The sequence below is a fragment of the Xanthomonas bonasiae genome, from assembly GCF_014836395.1.
Lineage (GTDB): Bacteria > Pseudomonadota > Gammaproteobacteria > Xanthomonadales > Xanthomonadaceae > Xanthomonas_A > Xanthomonas_A bonasiae.
In genome coordinates this window covers 235,241-251,835 of record NZ_JACSQX010000003.1, presented here as the reverse complement: position 1 = coordinate 251,835, position 16,595 = coordinate 235,241, and the positions used below count along the sequence as shown (strand labels likewise).

At 66.6% G+C, this 16,595-nt stretch carries 14 protein-coding genes and 1 tRNA gene; all 15 read left to right on the top strand.

Annotation, left to right across the window (positions count from 1 at the left end):
* The first annotated feature begins 19 nt into the window (after window positions 1-19).
* The 15 genes from H9658_RS06045 to nusA all read left to right on the top strand — a co-directional run bounded on the left by H9658_RS06045 (window position 20) and on the right by nusA (window position 16,591).
* Window positions 20-769 (top strand): NADH-quinone oxidoreductase subunit C, encoded by a 750-nt coding sequence (locus H9658_RS06045; RefSeq protein WP_179563847.1) that lies wholly within the window; start codon window positions 20-22, stop codon window positions 767-769.
* The gene (locus H9658_RS06040; protein ID WP_145700762.1) at window positions 766-2,073 is read left to right on the top strand and encodes an NADH-quinone oxidoreductase subunit D; all 1,308 of its coding nucleotides are present in this window, start codon (window positions 766-768) and stop codon (window positions 2,071-2,073) included. Before H9658_RS06045 ends, H9658_RS06040 begins: the two co-directional genes overlap by 4 nt.
* Window positions 2,070-2,597: an NADH-quinone oxidoreductase subunit NuoE gene (gene nuoE, locus H9658_RS06035; protein WP_179563848.1), complete on the top strand. Its 528-nt coding sequence runs from the start codon at window positions 2,070-2,072 to the stop codon at window positions 2,595-2,597. Before H9658_RS06040 ends, nuoE begins: the two co-directional genes overlap by 4 nt.
* 5 nt (window positions 2,598-2,602) lie before the next feature.
* Window positions 2,603-3,946, top strand: coding sequence for an NADH-quinone oxidoreductase subunit NuoF (gene nuoF, locus H9658_RS06030; protein WP_145700758.1), 1,344 nt, complete (start codon window positions 2,603-2,605; stop codon window positions 3,944-3,946).
* Entirely contained in the window at window positions 3,943-6,195 is a 2,253-nt protein-coding gene (gene nuoG / locus H9658_RS06025; protein WP_191824712.1) for an NADH-quinone oxidoreductase subunit NuoG, read from the top strand. The genes nuoF and nuoG overlap by 4 nt, the downstream gene beginning before the upstream one ends.
* The gene (nuoH, locus tag H9658_RS06020) at window positions 6,192-7,283 is read left to right on the top strand and encodes an NADH-quinone oxidoreductase subunit NuoH (RefSeq protein WP_191824711.1); all 1,092 of its coding nucleotides are present in this window, start codon (window positions 6,192-6,194) and stop codon (window positions 7,281-7,283) included. The genes nuoG and nuoH overlap by 4 nt, the downstream gene beginning before the upstream one ends.
* A gap of 3 nt (window positions 7,284-7,286) precedes the next feature.
* On the top strand, window positions 7,287-7,775 hold the full coding sequence (gene nuoI / locus H9658_RS06015) for an NADH-quinone oxidoreductase subunit NuoI (protein ID WP_003467418.1): 489 nt from the start codon (window positions 7,287-7,289) through the stop codon (window positions 7,773-7,775).
* 9 nt (window positions 7,776-7,784) lie between these two features.
* Window positions 7,785-8,435: an NADH-quinone oxidoreductase subunit J gene (locus H9658_RS06010; RefSeq protein WP_191824710.1), complete on the top strand. Its 651-nt coding sequence runs from the start codon at window positions 7,785-7,787 to the stop codon at window positions 8,433-8,435.
* Entirely contained in the window at window positions 8,432-8,737 is a 306-nt protein-coding gene (nuoK, locus tag H9658_RS06005; RefSeq protein ID WP_179563852.1) for an NADH-quinone oxidoreductase subunit NuoK, read from the top strand. Before H9658_RS06010 ends, nuoK begins: the two co-directional genes overlap by 4 nt.
* Window positions 8,738-8,744: 7 nt before the next feature.
* Entirely contained in the window at window positions 8,745-10,907 is a 2,163-nt protein-coding gene (gene nuoL, locus H9658_RS06000; RefSeq protein ID WP_191824709.1) for an NADH-quinone oxidoreductase subunit L, read from the top strand.
* Window positions 10,908-10,927: 20 nt separating this feature from the next.
* Window positions 10,928-12,430: an NADH-quinone oxidoreductase subunit M gene (locus H9658_RS05995; RefSeq protein WP_179563854.1), complete on the top strand. Its 1,503-nt coding sequence runs from the start codon at window positions 10,928-10,930 to the stop codon at window positions 12,428-12,430.
* Between the two features lie 37 nt (window positions 12,431-12,467).
* A complete protein-coding gene (gene nuoN / locus H9658_RS05990) occupies window positions 12,468-13,943 on the top strand; it encodes an NADH-quinone oxidoreductase subunit NuoN (protein ID WP_191824842.1) in 1,476 nt (491 codons plus the stop codon).
* 210 nt (window positions 13,944-14,153) lie between these two features.
* Window positions 14,154-14,230: transfer RNA gene (locus tag H9658_RS05985), tRNA-Met, on the top strand.
* Between the two features lie 205 nt (window positions 14,231-14,435).
* Entirely contained in the window at window positions 14,436-15,083 is a 648-nt protein-coding gene (gene rimP, locus H9658_RS05980; RefSeq protein WP_191824708.1) for a ribosome maturation factor RimP, read from the top strand.
* Window positions 15,080-16,591 carry a transcription termination factor NusA gene (nusA, locus tag H9658_RS05975; protein WP_191824707.1) on the top strand — a complete coding sequence of 504 codons (1,512 nt, stop codon included), beginning with the start codon at window positions 15,080-15,082 and terminating at the stop codon, window positions 16,589-16,591. The genes rimP and nusA overlap by 4 nt, the downstream gene beginning before the upstream one ends.
* Window positions 16,592-16,595: the final 4 nt, after the last annotated feature.

Below are 16,595 nucleotides of genomic sequence, written 5' to 3'. Positions count from 1 at the left end.
AAGAGCACGCCAAGCCCCCATGGCAGAGCAAGCATCTTCCTTTAGCGACCGACTCGGCGCCCGTTTCCCCGGCAGCCAGGTGTTCGTGGTCCTCCCGCGTGGCGAAGTCACCCTGGAAGTGCCGGCCGACGCCTGGCACGCCACCTGCCTGGCGCTGCGCGACGAGTTCGGTTTCGAACAGTTGTCCGACCTGTGCGGCGTGGACTACCTGGGCTACGGCAGCGACGAGTGGGATACCGCCGACGTGTCGTCGCAGGGCTTCAGCCGCGGCGTCGAAGGCAAGGGCATGGGCCGTTTCGCCTGGGGCGAGTTCCCCAGCGGCGAGACCGCCGGCGACATCCAGCCGCTGCCGGTGCCGCAGCAGCGTTATGCGGTGCTCGCGCAACTGATCTCCTATCGCCACAACCAGCGCCTGCGCGTGCGCTGCTATGCGCCGAACGAGGACCTGCCGGTGGTGGCCTCGGTCACCGACATCTGGCCGGGCGCGAACTGGTTCGAGCGCGAGGCGTTCGACCTGTTCGGCGTGGTCTTCGCCGGCCACCCGGACCTGCGCCGCATCCTCACCGACTACGGTTTCGTCGGTCATCCGTTCCGCAAGGATTTCCCGCTGATCGGCAACGTCGAAGTGCGCTACGACGAAGAGAAGCAGCGCGTGGTCTACGAGCCGGTGACCTCGGTCGAGCCGCGCGTCGGCGTGCCGCGCGTGATCCGCGACGATGCGCGCTACCAGACCGCCGCGGGCGAAGCATTCAAGGAGCCCGCCAAGTGAGCGAGTACCACCAGGCGCACGACGCCTTCGCCAGCAATCCCGCCGAAGCCAGGCAGGAGATCCGCAACTACACCATGAACTTCGGCCCGCAGCATCCGGCCGCGCATGGCGTGCTGCGCCTGATCCTGGAAATGGACGGCGAGACCGTGGTCCGCGCCGATCCGCATATCGGCCTGCTGCACCGTGGCACCGAGAAGCTGGCCGAATCCAAGCCGTTCAACCAGTCGATCGGCTACATGGACCGCCTCGACTACGTGTCGATGATGTGCAACGAACACGCCTATGTGCGCGCGATCGAGACCCTGATGGGGATCGAGGCGCCGGAGCGCGCGCAGTACATCCGCACCATGTTCGACGAGATCACCCGCATCCTAAACCACCTGATGTGGGTCGGCTCCAACGGCCTGGATCTGGGCGCGATGGCGGTGATGCTGTACGCGTTCCGCGAGCGCGAAGAGCTGATGGACTGCTACGAGGCGGTCTCCGGCGCGCGCATGCACGCGACCTACTACCGGCCCGGCGGCGTCTATCGCGACCTGCCGGACCGCATGCCCAAGTACAAGGAATCGCGCTGGCACAAGGGCAATGCGCTGAAGCGGCTCAACGCCGCGCGCGAAGGCTCGCTGCTCGACTTCCTGGAAGACTTCACCAACACCTTCCCGGGCCGGGTCGACGAATACGAGACCCTGCTCACCGACAACCGCATCTGGAAGCAGCGCACCGTCGGCATCGGCGTGGTCACGCCGGAGCAGGCCTACGGCTGGAGCATGACCGGGGTGATGCTGCGCGGCTCGGGCATCGAGTGGGACCTGCGCAAGAAGCAGCCCTACGCCAAGTACGACGCGGTGGATTTCGACATCCCGGTCGGCACCAACGGCGACTGCTACGACCGCTACCTGGTGCGCGTGGCCGAGATGCGCGAATCCAACCGCATCATCCAGCAGTGCGTGAAGTGGCTGAAGGCCAATCCGGGCCCGGTGATGGTCGAGAACTTCAAGGTCGCCCCGCCCAAGCGGGCGGAAATGAAGGACGACATGGAAGCCTTGATCCATCACTTCAAGCTGTTCAGCGAAGGCTATTGCGTGCCGGCCGGCGAGACCTATTGCGCGGTCGAGGCGCCGAAGGGCGAGTTCGGCTGCTACCTGGCGTCCGATGGCGCCAACAAGCCGTTCCGCGTGCACCTGCGCGCGCCGGGCTTCGCCCATCTGTCCTCGATGGACGCGATCGTGCGCGGGCACATGCTGGCCGACGTGGTGGCGATGATTGGTACCTATGATCTGGTGTTTGGTGAGGTCGACCGATGAAGGCGACAGGTAATTTCGAGGCGGCGCGCGACGTCGATCCGATGCTGGTGCTGAGCGACAAGACGCGCGCGCACATCGATCACTGGCTGGCCAAGTTCCCGCCGGACCGCAAGCGTTCGGCGGTGCTGCAGGGCCTGCACGCCGCGCAGGAGCAGAACCAGGGCTGGCTGACCGACGAGCTGATCGTCGGCGTGGCCAAGTACCTGGAGCTGCCGCCGGTGTGGGCCTACGAGGTCGCCAGCTTCTACTCGATGTTCGAGACCGAGAAGGTCGGCCGCAACAACGTCGCCTTCTGCACCAACATCAGCTGCTGGCTCAACGGCGCCGAGGACCTGGTCGCGCATGCGGAGAAGAAGCTCGGCTGCAAGCTGGGCCAGTCCACCGCCGATGGCCGCGTCTACCTCAAGCGCGAAGAAGAATGCCTTGCCGGCTGCGCCGGCGCGCCGATGATGGTGATCAACGGCCACTATCACGAGCACTTGACCAAGGACAAGGTCGACGCGCTGCTGGACGGGTTGGAGTAACGGCAATGGCACAGCATCCCCACGCTCCCACCGGTCCGGTCGGCCCTGCGCCGCTGCCGCACCAGGTGGTGTACACCACGCTGCACTACGACACCCCGTGGTCGTACGAGAGCTACCTGAAGACCGGTGGCTACGCCGCCCTGCGCAAGATCCTCGAAGAGAAGATCGCGCCGGAGCAGGTGATCGAGATGGTCAAGCAGTCGAACCTGCGCGGCCGCGGCGGCGCCGGCTTCCCGACCGGCCTGAAGTGGTCGTTCATGCCCAAGGGCGCGCCGCAGAAATACATCCTGTGCAACTCGGACGAGTCCGAGCCGGGCACCTGCAAGGACCGCGACATCCTGCGCTACAACCCGCATTCGGTGGTGGAGGGCATGGCCATCGCCTGCTACGCCACCGGCAGCACGGTCGGCTACAACTACCTGCGCGGCGAGTTCCACCACGAGCCGTTCGAGCACTTCGAGCAGGCCCTGGCGGACGCCTATTCCAACGGCTGGCTGGGCAAGAACGTGCTCGGCAGCGGCGTGGACATCGATATCTACGGCGCGCTCGGCGCCGGCGCCTACATCTGCGGCGAAGAGACCGCGCTGATGGAGTCGCTGGAAGGCAAGAAGGGCCAGCCGCGCTACAAGCCGCCGTTCCCGGCCAACTTCGGCCTGTACGGCAAGCCGTCGACGATCAACAACACCGAGACCTACGCTTCGGTGCCGGCGATCATCCGCAATGGGCCGGAATGGTTCCTGGGCCTGAGCAAGACCAAGAACGGCGGGCCGAAGATCTTCTCGGTGTCCGGCTGCGTGCAGAAGGGCGGCAACTTCGAGGTGCCGCTGGGCACCACCTTCGACGAACTGCTGGAGATGGCCGGCGGCCTCAAGCCGGGCCGCACGCTGAAGGGCGCGGTGCCGGGCGGCGTGTCGATGCCGGTGCTGAAGGCCGAGCAGCTCAAGGGCCTGCAGATGGACTACGACACCCTGCGCGCACTGGGCACCGGACTGGGCTCGGGCGCCATCGTGGTGCTCGACGACAGCGTGTGCTGTGTCAAGTTCGCCTGCCGCATCTCGCAGTTCTTCCACAAGGAATCCTGCGGCCAGTGCACCCCGTGCCGCGAGGGCACCGGCTGGATGCACCGCGTGCTCGAGCGCATCGTCGCCGGCAAGGCCACGATGGAAGACCTGCACCAGTTGAGGACGGTGGCCGGCCAGATCGAAGGCCACACCATCTGCGCGTTCGGTGAAGCGGCGGCATGGCCCATCCAGGGCTTCCTGCGCCAGTTCTGGGACGAATTCGAGTACTACATCGTCAACGGTCATTCGATGGTTGACGGCAAGAAGGTGGAGGCAGCCGCCGCATGAGCGCGCAACCCAACAATCCTGGCGTGACCCCGGCCGTGGTGCCGGAGGGACATGTGACCGTCGAGATCGACGGCCAGTCCCTGGTCGTGCCCAAGGGCTCGATGATCATCCAGGCGGCCGACAAGGCCGGCATTCCGATCCCGCGCTTCTGCTACCACGAGAAGCTGCCGATCGCGGCCAACTGCCGCATGTGCCTGGTCGATGTGGAGAAGTCGCCGAAGCCGTCGCCGGCCTGCGCGACGCCGGTGATGGACGGCATGAAGGTCGCCACGCGCAGCGAGAAGGCGCTCAAGTACCAGCGCAGCGTGATGGAATTCCTGCTGATCAACCACCCGCTGGATTGCCCGATCTGCGATCAGGGCGGCGAGTGCGAGCTGCAGGACGTGTCGCTCGGCTACGGCCGTTCGGTCAGCCGCTTCAACGAGCGCAAGCGCGTGGTGGCCGACGAGGACATCGGTCCGCTGGTCGCCACCGAGATGACCCGCTGCATCCAGTGCACGCGCTGCGTGCGCTTCACCGCGGACATCGCCGGCACCTACGAGCTGGGCGGCATGTACCGCGGCGAGAACCTGCAGATCGGCACCTACGACGGCAAGCCGCTGACCACCGAGCTGTCCGGCAACGTCATCGACGTGTGCCCGGTCGGCGCGCTGACCAACAAGGTGTTCCAGTTCCGCGCGCGTCCCTGGGAACTGACCGCGCGCGAATCGCTCGGCTATCACGACGCGATGGGTTCCAACCTGTTCCTGCACGTGCGCCGCGGCGAAGTGCTGCGCACCGTGCCGCGCGACAACGAGGCGGTCAACGAGTGCTGGCTGTCCGACCGCGACCGCTATTCGCACCAGGGCCTGTACGCGGCCGACCGCGCCACCCGGCCGCTGCGCAAGATCGACGGGCAGTGGCAGGAAGTGTCCTGGGCCGATGGCCTGGCCGCCGCCGCCGACATCCTGAACAGCAACCGCGGCGATGCGCTGGGCGTGCTCGCGCACCCGGCCACCTCCAACGAGGAAGGCGCCTTGCTGGCGCGCCTGGCCGACGGCCTGGGTAGCGGCAACCTGGACCACCGCATCGGCAACCGCGATTTCTCCGATGCCGCCGTGGCCGAGCCGTTCGCGGTGCCGCTGGCGCAGATCGAGCAGGCCGACGTGATCGTGGTGCTGGGCAGCAACCTGCGGCATGAGCTGCCGCTGCTGCACGCCCGCATCCGCAAGGCGCGGATGCAGCGCCAGGCGCGCGTGTACTCGATCAACCCGGTCGATTTCGATTTCGCCTTCGACCAGGCCGGCAAGCAGATCGTGGCCCCGTCCGGTTTCGCCGCCGCGCTCGCCGATGCGGCGCTGCGCGAGGCGGTGCAGGGCGCCGCCGGGCGTGCGGTGCTGATCGTCGGCGCGCTGGTCGAGAACCATCCGCAGGCCGCCGCGCTGCGCGCCGCCGCGCGCGACTTCGCCGCTGCCACCGGCGCGGCGCTGTGCCGCGTGCCGCAGGGCGCCAATGCGGTGGGCCTGGCCAAGCTCGGCGTGCTGCCGAGCGCGCGCGACGTGGCCGGCATGTTCGCCGAGCCGCGCAGCGCCTATGTGCTCTACGGCATCGAGCCGGGCCTGGACTTCGCCGATGCCGGCGCCGCGCGCGCCGCGCTGGGCGCGGCCAAGGTGGTGGCGTTCAGCCAGTTCGCCTGCGCCTCCACCCGCGATGTCGCCGATGTGATCCTGCCGATCGGCGCGCTGCCGGAAATCGACGCGACGCTGACCAACCTGGACGGCGTCGAGCAGCTGGCGCGTGCCGCCGGCAAGCTGCCGGACCAGGCGCGCGAAGGCTGGCGGGTGCTGCGTGCGCTCGGCGGCGAACTGCAGCTGGCCGGCTTCGACTTCACCGACCTGGCCGGCCTGCGTGCCGGCGTGCAGCCGCGCAGCGTGAGCCTGCGCGGTTCGGCGCAGGGCGCGGCGGCGGGCGAGGGCATCGAAGTGGCGGCGACGCCGGCGATCTACCGCACCGATGCGGTGGTGCGCCGTGCGCCCGCGCTGCAGGCGCATCCGCTCAACGACGCGCCGGCGATCCGCCTGCATCCCGAGCATGCCGCGCAACTGGGCGTGGCCGCCGGGCAGGTGGTCAAGGTCGGCAACGCCGTCGGCAACGCGACGCTGCCGGTGGTGCTGGATCCGCGGGTCGCGGCAGGGGTGGCCTGGATCGAATCCGGCCATGGTGCGACGGCGCCGATCGGTGCCGGCCGGGTAACGGTGGTGGCTGCATGAACGAGATGCTGTTGAACGTGGTCGATCCGCTGCACCAGTGGTTCGTCGGCCTGGGCGCGATCGGCGTGGTCCTGTGGATCGTGCTGAAAATCCTGCTGATCGCCATGCCGGTGATCATCTCGGTGGCGTTCTACGTGGTCTGGGAGCGCAAGCTGATCGGCTGGATGCACGTGCGCCACGGACCGATGTACGTGGGCATGGGCATCTTCCAGGCCTTCGCCGACGTGTTCAAGCTGCTGTTCAAGGAAATCATCCAGCCCAGCAGCTCGCACAAGGCGATGTTCGTGATCGCGCCGCTGATCACCCTGGCGCCGGCGTTCGCGGCGTGGGCGGTGGTGCCGTTCGACGCCAAGCTGGTGCTGTCCAACGCCAACGCCGGCCTGCTGTACCTGCTGGCGATGACCTCGCTGGGCGTGTACGGCATCATCCTGGCCGGCTGGGCGTCCAACTCCAAGTACGCGTTCCTGGGCGCGATGCGCTCGGCCGCGCAGGTGGTCAGCTACGAGATCGCGATGGGCTTCGCCCTGGTCGGGGTGATGATCGCCGCCGGCAGCCTCAACCTGAGCACGATCGTGGCGGCGCAGGCCGGCAACTCCGGCTTCTTCGACTGGTTCCTGGTGCCGCTGTTCCCGCTGTTCATCGTGTACTGGGTGTCCGGCGTGGCCGAGACCAACCGCGCGCCGTTCGACGTGGTCGAGGGCGAGTCGGAAATCGTCGCCGGACACATGGTCGAATATTCGGGCGGCGCGTTCGCGCTGTTCTTCCTGGCCGAATACGCCAGCATGATCCTGGTCAGCTTCCTGGTCTCGATCTTCTTCCTGGGCGGCTGGCTGAGCCCGATCCAGGGCTGGGTCACGGCGGACATCTCGCCGTGGGTCAACTGGATCTGGACCGGCGGCTGGCCGTGGCTGCTGATGAAGGTGTTGTTCTTCGCCAGCGCCTACATCTGGTTCCGCGCCAGCTTCCCGCGCTACCGCTACGACCAGATCATGCGCCTGGGCTGGAAGGTGTTCATTCCGCTGACGATCGTGTGGATCGCGGTGACGGCATTGATGGTGTTCTACGGCGTGATCCACAAGGGCGTGTAAGCGATGAATAAAGTCACCCATTACTTCAAGAGCCTGCTGCTGCTCGAGCTGCTCGGCGGCCTGTGGCTGACCCTGAAGTACACGTTCCGTCCCAAGTACACCGTGCTGTACCCGATGGAGAAGTTCCCGCAGTCGGTGCGCTTCCGCGGCCTGCACGCGCTGCGCCGCTATCCCAACGGCGAGGAACGCTGCATCGCCTGCAAGCTGTGCGAGGCGGTGTGCCCGGCGCTGGCGATCACCATCGATTCGGCCAAGCGCGAGGACGGCACCCGCCGCACCACGCGCTACGACATCGACCTGTTCAAGTGCATCTACTGCGGTTTCTGCGAGGAAAGCTGTCCGGTGGACTCGATCGTGGAAACCCACGTGCTCGAGTACCACTTCGAGAACCGCGGCGAGAACATCGTCACCAAGCCGCAGCTGCTGGCGATCGGAGACCGGCTCGAAGCCGAGATCGCCGAGCGCCGCGCCGCCGACGCCGCCTTCCGCTGAGGTCCCGAAATGGATTGGGTAAATATCGCTTTCTGGATCTTCGCCACCATCGCCGCGGTCTCCGCCGGCGCGGTGATCAGCGTGCGCAACTCCGTGTACGCGGTGCTGTGCCTGATCCTGACCTTCTTCTCCATCGCCTGCGTGTGGCTGCTGGTGGGCGCCGAGTTCCTCGGCGTGACCCTGGTGCTGGTCTACGTCGGCGCGGTGATGGTGCTGTTCCTGTTCGTGGTGATGATGCTCGACATCGATACCGCGCGGCTGCGCCAGGGTTGGGTGCGCTACCTGCCGGTCGGGCTGGTGGTGGCGGTGGCGATGCTGGTGCAGATGGTCACCCTGATCGGGGTCAAGGCGCGTACCGCCACCCCGTTCCCGGTCGACAACGCCGCCGCGCAGGCCGCCGACACCTCCAACATCACCTGGCTGGCCAAGACCCTGTTCACCCAGTTCCTGCTGCCGTTCGAATTCGCTGCGATCATCCTGACCGTGGCGGTGGTGGCGGCGGTGATGCTGACCCTGCGCAAGCGCACCGGCATCAAGACCCAGAACCCGGGCGAGCAGGCGCGGGTCAAGGCCGGCGACCGCTTGCGCATCGTCAAGATGGATGCCGAAACGCCCACGCTGCACACCCCGGCTCCGGCGCCGCAGGAGGGCCAGCCATGATCACCCTAGGCCACATGCTGGCGCTCGGCGCGGTGCTGTTCTGCATCAGCCTGGCCGGCATCTTCCTCAACCGCAAGAACGTCATCGTGCTGCTGATGTCGATCGAGCTGATGCTGCTGTCGGTCAACATCAATTTCGTCGCGTTCTCGCGCGAACTCGGCGACGCCGCCGGCCAGCTGTTCGTGTTCTTCATCCTGACCGTGGCCGCGGCCGAGGCCGCCATCGGCCTCGCCATCCTGGTGACGCTGTTCCGTACCCGCCACACGATCAACGTGGCCGAAGTCGATTCGCTGAAGGGCTGACCCGTAGATGGAAATCACTCTCTCCAAGAGTCTGCTGATCGCGGTGGTGCTTGCGCCGCTGGTCGGCAGCATCGTCGCCGGCCTGTTCGGTCGCCAGGTCGGCCGCAAGGGCGCCCAGTCCGTCACCATCCTCGGCGTGGCGATCAGCTGCGCGCTGTCGTGCTGGACGCTGTACCAGCTAGTCGGGCAGGGCGCGTCGCCGTTCAACCAGAACCTGTACACCTTCTTCGAGGTCGGCCACTACTCGGCCCACGTCGGCTTCATGGTCGATCGGCTGACCGCGATGATGATGGTGGTGGTGACCTTCGTGTCGCTGCTGGTGCACATCTACACCATCGGCTACATGGCCGAGGATCCCGGCTACCAGCGCTTCTTCAGCTACATCTCGCTGTTCACCTTCTCGATGCTGAGCCTGGTGATGAGCAACAACTTCCTGCAGCTGTTCTTCGGCTGGGAAGCGGTGGGCCTGGTGTCGTACCTGCTGATCGGGTTCTGGTTCAAGCGGCCGAGCGCGGTGTTCGCCAACATGAAGGCGTTCCTGGTCAACCGCGTCGGCGACTTCGGCTTCATCCTCGGCATCGCCGGCGTGCTGCTGTGGTTCGGCACGCTCGACTACGCCAGCGTGTTCGCCAACGCCACGGCGGTGCTCGGCAGCGAGACGGCCGGCGGCCTGGCCCAGGTGCAGCTGTTCCAGGGCCACCCGTGGAACGTGGCGACGATCATCTGCATCTGCCTGTTCATCGGCGCGATGGGCAAGTCGGCGCAGGTGCCGCTGCACGTGTGGCTGCCCGACTCGATGGAAGGCCCGACCCCGATCTCGGCGCTGATCCACGCCGCGACCATGGTCACCGCCGGCATCTTCATGGTGGCGCGCATGTCGCCGCTGTTCGAGCTGTCGGAAACCGCGCTGAACTTCGTGCTGTTCATCGGCGCCACCACCGCGTTCTTCACCGGCCTGATCGGCATCGTGCAGAACGACATCAAGCGCGTGGTCGCCTACTCGACGCTGTCGCAGCTGGGCTACATGACCGTGGCGCTGGGCGTGTCGGCGTACTCGGCAGCGGTGTTCCACCTGATGACCCACGCCTTCTTCAAGGCGCTGCTGTTCCTGGCCGCCGGCTCGGTGATCGTCGGCATGCACCACGAGCAGGACATGCGCAAGATGGGCGGCCTGCGCAAGTACATGCCGGTCACCTACTGGACCAGCGTGATCGGCACCCTGGCGCTGGTCGGTACCCCGTTCTTCGCCGGCTTCTACTCCAAGGACACGATCATCGAGGCGGCCGCGCACCATGCGCACGAGTCGCACAACTGGATCGCGACCTACGGCTACTGGGCGGTGCTCGGCGGCGTACTGATCACCAGCTTCTACAGCTTCCGCCTGCTGTTCCTGACCTTCCACGGCAAGGAACGCTTCCGCGATGCGCATGCGCACGACGCGCACGCGCACCACGACAGTGCGCATGCCGACGCGCACGACACGCATGCGCACGACGAGCACGCCCACGACGACCACGGCCATGGCCACCATGGCGCGCACGAGCCGCACGAGTCGCCGTGGGTGGTGACGGTGCCGCTGGTGCTGCTGGCGATCCCGTCGATCGCGATCGGCTTCTTCACCATCGGCCCGATGCTGTTCGGCACCGATTGGGCGGGGCACCATGCCGCGGTGGCGATCAAGGGCCAGGCGGTCGGTTTCTTCAGCGGCATCATCGACTTCTACAACCCGGCGCGCGACAGCGTCGGCGCGTTGGCCGAAGAGTTCCACGGCCCGGTCGCGTTCGCGCTGCACGGCCTGACCCAGCCGCCGTTCTTCCTGACCCTGGCCGGCTTCGCCCTGGCCTGGATCCTGTACCTGTGGAAGCCCGAGCTGGCGGCGAAGGCGCGCAAGACGTTCTCGCTGCCGGTGTGGATCCTCGAGAACAAGTACGGTTTCGACAAGCTCTGGATCGACGGCTTCGCCGGCGGCGGGCTGGGCCTGGGCAAGGTGTCGCGCGCGGTGGATACGCATGTCGTGGACGGCGTCATGGTCAACGGCACCGCGCGCGTGATCGACCTGGCGGCCAACCTGCTGCGTCGCACGCAATCCGGTTTCCTCTATCACTACGCCTTCGCGATGATCATCGGTCTCATTGCCCTGTTGGGCGTGCTGATGCATTTCTGGCGTTGACCTGTACGGAATAAGAACACGTGTCGAACTGGCCCCTACTGACTCTCCTGATCTGGCTGCCGATCCTCGGCGGCGCGCTGATCCTCGCGTTGCGCGACGCCAAGGCGGCGCGCTGGGCGTCGCTGCTGGTCGCGTTGCTGACCTTCGCCCTCAGCCTGCCGCTGCTCACCGGCTTCGACTACGCCAGCGACGCGCTGCAGTTCGTCGAGACCCATGCGTGGATCCCGGCCTACGACATCGGCTACAACCTCGGCGTCGATGGCATCGCGATCGCGCTGATCGTGCTGACCACGCTGGTCACGGTGCTGGCGCTGATCGGCGCCTGGACCTCGATCGAGAAGCGGGTCAACCAGTACGTGGCCGCGTTCCTGATCCTGGAAGGCGTCACCGTCGGCATCTTCGCCGCCACCGACGCGATGCTGTTCTACGTGTTCTTCGAGGCGATGCTGATCCCGATGTTCCTGATCATCGGCATCTGGGGCGGCCCGCGCCGCATCTACGCCGCGGTCAAGTTCTTCCTGTACACCTTCCTCGGCTCGGTGCTGATGCTGGTCGGGTTGATCTACCTGTACCTGAAGGGCGGCAGCTTCCAGCTCGCCGACCTGTACCAGCTGTCGCTGACCTCCAAGGAACAGACCTGGTTGTTCTTCGCGTTCCTGATCGCGTTCGCGGTCAAGGTGCCGATGTTCCCGGTGCACACCTGGCTGCCGGACGCGCACGTCGAGGCGCCGACCGCCGGTTCGGTGATCCTGGCGGCGATCGCGCTGAAGATCGGCGGCTACGGCTTCCTGCGCTTCAACCTGCCGATCCTGCCCGACGCCAGCAACGAGTGGGCCTGGCTGGTGATCGCGCTGTCGCTGATCGCGGTGATCTACGTCGGCCTGGTCGCGCTGGTGCAGGACGACATGAAGAAGCTGATCGCGTATTCGTCGATCGCGCACATGGGCTTCGTCACCCTCGGCACCTTCATCGCCTTCGCCCTGGTCGGCTTCGGTAGCACCGATGCGGCGCGCCTGGGCCTGCAGGGCGCGATGGTGCAGATGATCTCGCACGGCTTCGTGTCCGGCGCGATGTTCTCCTGCGTCGGCGTGCTCTACGACCGCATGCATACCCGCCGCATCGCCGACTACGGCGGCGTGGCCAACGTGATGCCGTGGTTCGCCGCGTTCTCGATGCTGTTCTTCATGGCCAATGCCGGCCTGCCGGGAACCAGCGGGTTCGTCGGCGAGTTCATGGTGCTCATGGCCAGCTTCCAGACCCATCCGCTGCTGGCCGTCGGTGCGGGCACGACCCTGGTGATCACCGCCGCCTATACCCTGTGGCTGTACCGGCGCGTGTTCTTCGGCGAAGTGGCCAACGCGCACGTGGCCGAGCTGAAGGACATCAACGGCCGCGAGGCGCTGGTGCTGGGCGTGTTTGCGGTGGGCGTGCTGGTCCTGGGCCTGTATCCGAAGCCGCTGACCGACCTGATGGAACCCTCGATCGCAAAGCTGGCGGCGCAGATCGCCACCAGCAAGCTGTAATCGGGCCGTCGAGCGAAATGATTCCAGAGATTTGATGATGACCACCCCTGCGCTACTGCCCCTGACCGCCGTCGACCTGCCGCCCCTGCTCCCCGAGCTGGTGCTGACCGGCGGCGCCTTCGCCCTGCTGATGCTCGATCTGTTCGTCAGCGAGCGCAACAAGGCCTGGACCCACATCGTCTCGGTGGCGATCCTGGTCGCGGTGTTCGCGATGCTGCTCGCCGGCGTGGGCGGGCAGGGCGAGGTGTTCAACGGCATGTTCGTGCGCGACGCCGCCGCCGACGTGATGAAGACGGTGATCGTCGGCCTCAGCGCGCTGACCCTGATCTACGGCTGGAGCTACCTGCGCGAGCGCAAGCTGTACCAGGGCGAGATCCCGGTGCTGGTGCTGTTCGCCACGGTCGGCATGATGATCCTGGTCTCGGCCGGCAGCCTGCTGATGGTCTACCTGGGCCTGGAACTGCTGGCGCTGTGCTCGTACGCGCTGGTCGCGTCGAACCGCGACAACGGCATGGCCACCGAAGCGGCGATGAAGTACATCGTGCTCGGCTCGCTGGCCTCGGGCTTGCTGCTGTACGGCATGTCGCTGATCTACGGCGCCACCGGCACGCTGAGCCTGACCGGCATCCACGAGGCGATCGGTTCGACCCACGAGCGCACGCTGCTGCTGACCGGCACCATCTTCATGATCGCCGGCGTGGCGTTCAAGCTCGGCGCCGCGCCGTTCCACATGTGGCTGCCCGACGTGTACCAGGGCGCGCCGGCACCGATCGCGCTGTTCATCAGCTCGGCCTCGAAGCTGGCCGCGTTCGGCATGGCCTACCGGCTGCTGGAAGTGGGCGTCGGCCCGCTGGCCGAGCAGTGGCACTGGGTGATCGGCGGCCTGGCGGCGCTGTCGCTGCTGGTCGGCAACCTGATGGCGCTGGCGCAGAGCAACCTCAAGCGCATGCTGGCGTATTCGACCGTCTCGCACATCGGCTTCCTGCTGCTCGGCGTGGCCGGCGGCGGCGAGCGCGGCTATGCGGCGGCGCTGTTCTATGCGATCTGCTACGCGGTGATGTCCACCGCCTCGTTCGGCGCGATCATCGCGATGTCGCGCAAGGGCTTCGAGGCCGAGCACATCGACGACTTCAAGGGCCTGAACGCGCGCAACCCTTGGATGGCGCTGCTGGTGCTGTGCATCATGGCCTCGCTGGCCGGCGTGCCGCCGTTCCTGGGCTTCTGGGCCAAGCTGGCGGTGCTCGGCGCGGTGGTCGCGGTGCCGACCGACAACCTGTGGTGGACCGGCCTGGCGATCCTGTCGGTGCTGTGCGCGGTGATCGGCGCGTTCTACTACCTGCGCGTGATCAAGGTGATGTATTTCGACGAGCCGGTCGGCGAGCCGTTGCCGGCCAACGACGACCGCGTGCTCGGCGTGGTGCTCGGCGTCAATGCGATCGGCTTGCTGGCGCTGGGCCTGGCCTGGAGCCCGCTGATGGCGTGGTGCCAGCGCGCGTTCGCGCATCTGGCCTGATCGCGCGCCAAAGCGCTGTTTTCAAGCTGTTTGCGACAACGCCGCCGTCCTGGCGGCGTTGTCGTTTGTGCATCGAGCGATGCTATCGGTATTCCGTTATCGGTCGCGTGCGGTTATCATGTCGCTCGAAGACCGGCGGCATCGCCACCGGGTCGGATGAAAATCAGGGCTTGCAATAATCGCGCTGGTTCTTCATAATTCCGCTTCTGCTGCGGGGTGGAGCAGTCTGGCAGCTCGTCGGGCTCATAACCCGAAGGTCGCAGGTTCAAATCCTGCCCCCGCTACCATATTTGTCTACAGCGGCAACCAGTTCACCGGTTGTCTGCGGTAGGGAAATTTGGGCTTCGCGAAGACGCATGTTCCCGTCTTTGCAACCGGAATCCAGCTTTACCGGAGTCGTACCGGACAAGGGGCCCAACGGGCCCTTTGTCGTTTCCGGGGTCCGGGAAAACCGCCAGGACCGATTTCATTCATTCAAATGCAAGGCAGGCTGTGAGCGACAAGGCAAACGAAATCGCGAATCTGCTGGGCCCGACCGTGGACGCGTTGGGTCTGGAACTGCTGGGGGCGGAATACCTGCCGGCCCCGGGCGGCGCCACGCTGCGCCTGTATATCGACGTGCCGCTGGCCGAACAGCCCGAGCGCATCGTCAACATCGACGATTGCGAGCGGGTCAGCCGCGAAGTGTCGGCGCAGCTGGACGTGGAAGATCCGATCAGCGGCAACTACACGCTGGAAGTGTCCTCGCCCGGCGTGGACCGTCCGCTGTTCACCGCCGCGCAGTTCGCGCGCCACCAGGGCGAGTCGGCCAAGGTGGTGTTGAAGCTGCCGCAGCAGGGCCGTCGGCGCCTGCAGGGGCGCATCGCCCAGGTGGACGTGGACGCCGGCCGCATCGTGTTCGAGGTCGACGGCGCCGAACTGGCGGTGGACTTCGACAATATCGACAAGGCGCGGATCCTGCCCGACTGGGCGGCGCTGGGCCTGGCCCCGACCAAGCCGGGCAAGACGCCCAAGCAGCCGGGTAGCACCCCAAAGCCGCCGGCCAAGCGCCCCAAGCCGGCCGGCAAGACCGCAAAACCCAATAAGAAACCATCCAACGAACCGGCAGCCGACAAGGCTGCGCGCGGAGCGAAAGAATGAGCAAGGAACTGTTGCTGGTAGTCGACGCGGTGGCCAACGAAAAAGGCGTGCCGCGCGAAGTGATCTTCGACGCGATCGAGGCCGCCTTGGCCTCGGCGGCGAAGAAGCGCTACCCCGATCAGGACGTGCTGACGCGCGTCACCATCGATCACAAGGACGGCAATTACGAAACCTACCGCCGCTGGGAAGTGGTGGCCGACGACGTGGTGATGGAATCGCCGGACCGGCAGATCCGCCTGATGGACGCGGTCGACGAAGCCGAAGGCGTGGACGTCGGCGACTACATCGAAGAGCAGATCGAGAACCCGGATTTCGGGCGCATCGCCGCGCAGGCCGCCAAGCAGGTGATCGTGCAGCGCGTGCGCGAGGCCGAGCGCCAGCAGGTGGTGGACGCGTGGAAGGACCGCATCGGCGAGCTGGTCACCGGCGTGGTCAAGCGCGCCGAGCGCGGCAACATCTATGTCGATCTGGGCGGCAACGCCGAGGCCTTCATTCCCAAGGACAAGGGCATCCCGCGCGACGTGCTGCGCGCCGGCGACCGCGTCCGCGGCTACCTGGCCGAAGTGCGCTCGGAGCCGCGCGGCCCGCAGCTGTTCATCAGCCGCGCCGCGCCGGAATTCATGATCGAGCTGTTCAAGCTGGAAGTGCCGGAAGTGGGCCAGGGCCTGGTCGAGATCAAGGCCTGCGCGCGCGATCCGGGCGACCGCGCCAAGATCGCGGTGCTGGCGCACGACACCCGCACCGACCCGATCGGCGCCTGCATCGGCATGCGCGGTTCGCGCGTGCAGGCGGTGTCCAACGAGCTCAACGGCGAGCGCGTGGACATCGTGTTGTGGAACGACAACCCGGCCAATTTCGTCATCAACGCGATGGCGCCGGCCGAGGTGCAGTCGATCATCGTCGATGAGGAAAAGCACTCGATGGACCTGGCGGTGGCCGAAGACCGGCTGGCCCAGGCGATCGGCAAGGGCGGCCAGAACGTGCGTCTGGCCAGCCGCCTGACCGGGTGGCAGCTCAACGTGATGACCGCCGAGCAGGTCGCGGCCAAGTCCGAGGCCGAGCAGACCGTCGCCCGTCAGCTGTTCATGGAAAAGCTGGAAGTGGACGAGGAAATCGCCGCGATCCTGGTCGCCGAGGGCTTCAACTCGGTCGAGGAAATCGCCTACGTGCCGGTCGGCGAGCTGCTGGCGGTGGAAGGCTTCGACGAGGACATCGTCGAGGAGCTGCGGGCCCGCGCGCGCGATGCGCTGCTCAACGAGGCGCTGGCCGCCGAGGAAAGCGACGACAGCGGCGTGCCGTCGGCGGATTTGCTGTCGCTGGAAGGCATGGACGAGGCCACCGCCTACGCGCTGGCCAGCCATGGCGTGCGGACCAGCGAGAACCTGTCGGATCTGGCTGCGGACGAAATCCTCGAATTCGGCATCGAGGATGTGGACCAGGAGCGCGCCGCTGCGCTCATCCTGGCAGCCCGTGCCGAGGAGATCGCCCGATTGGAACGCGGCGAATGAGTCA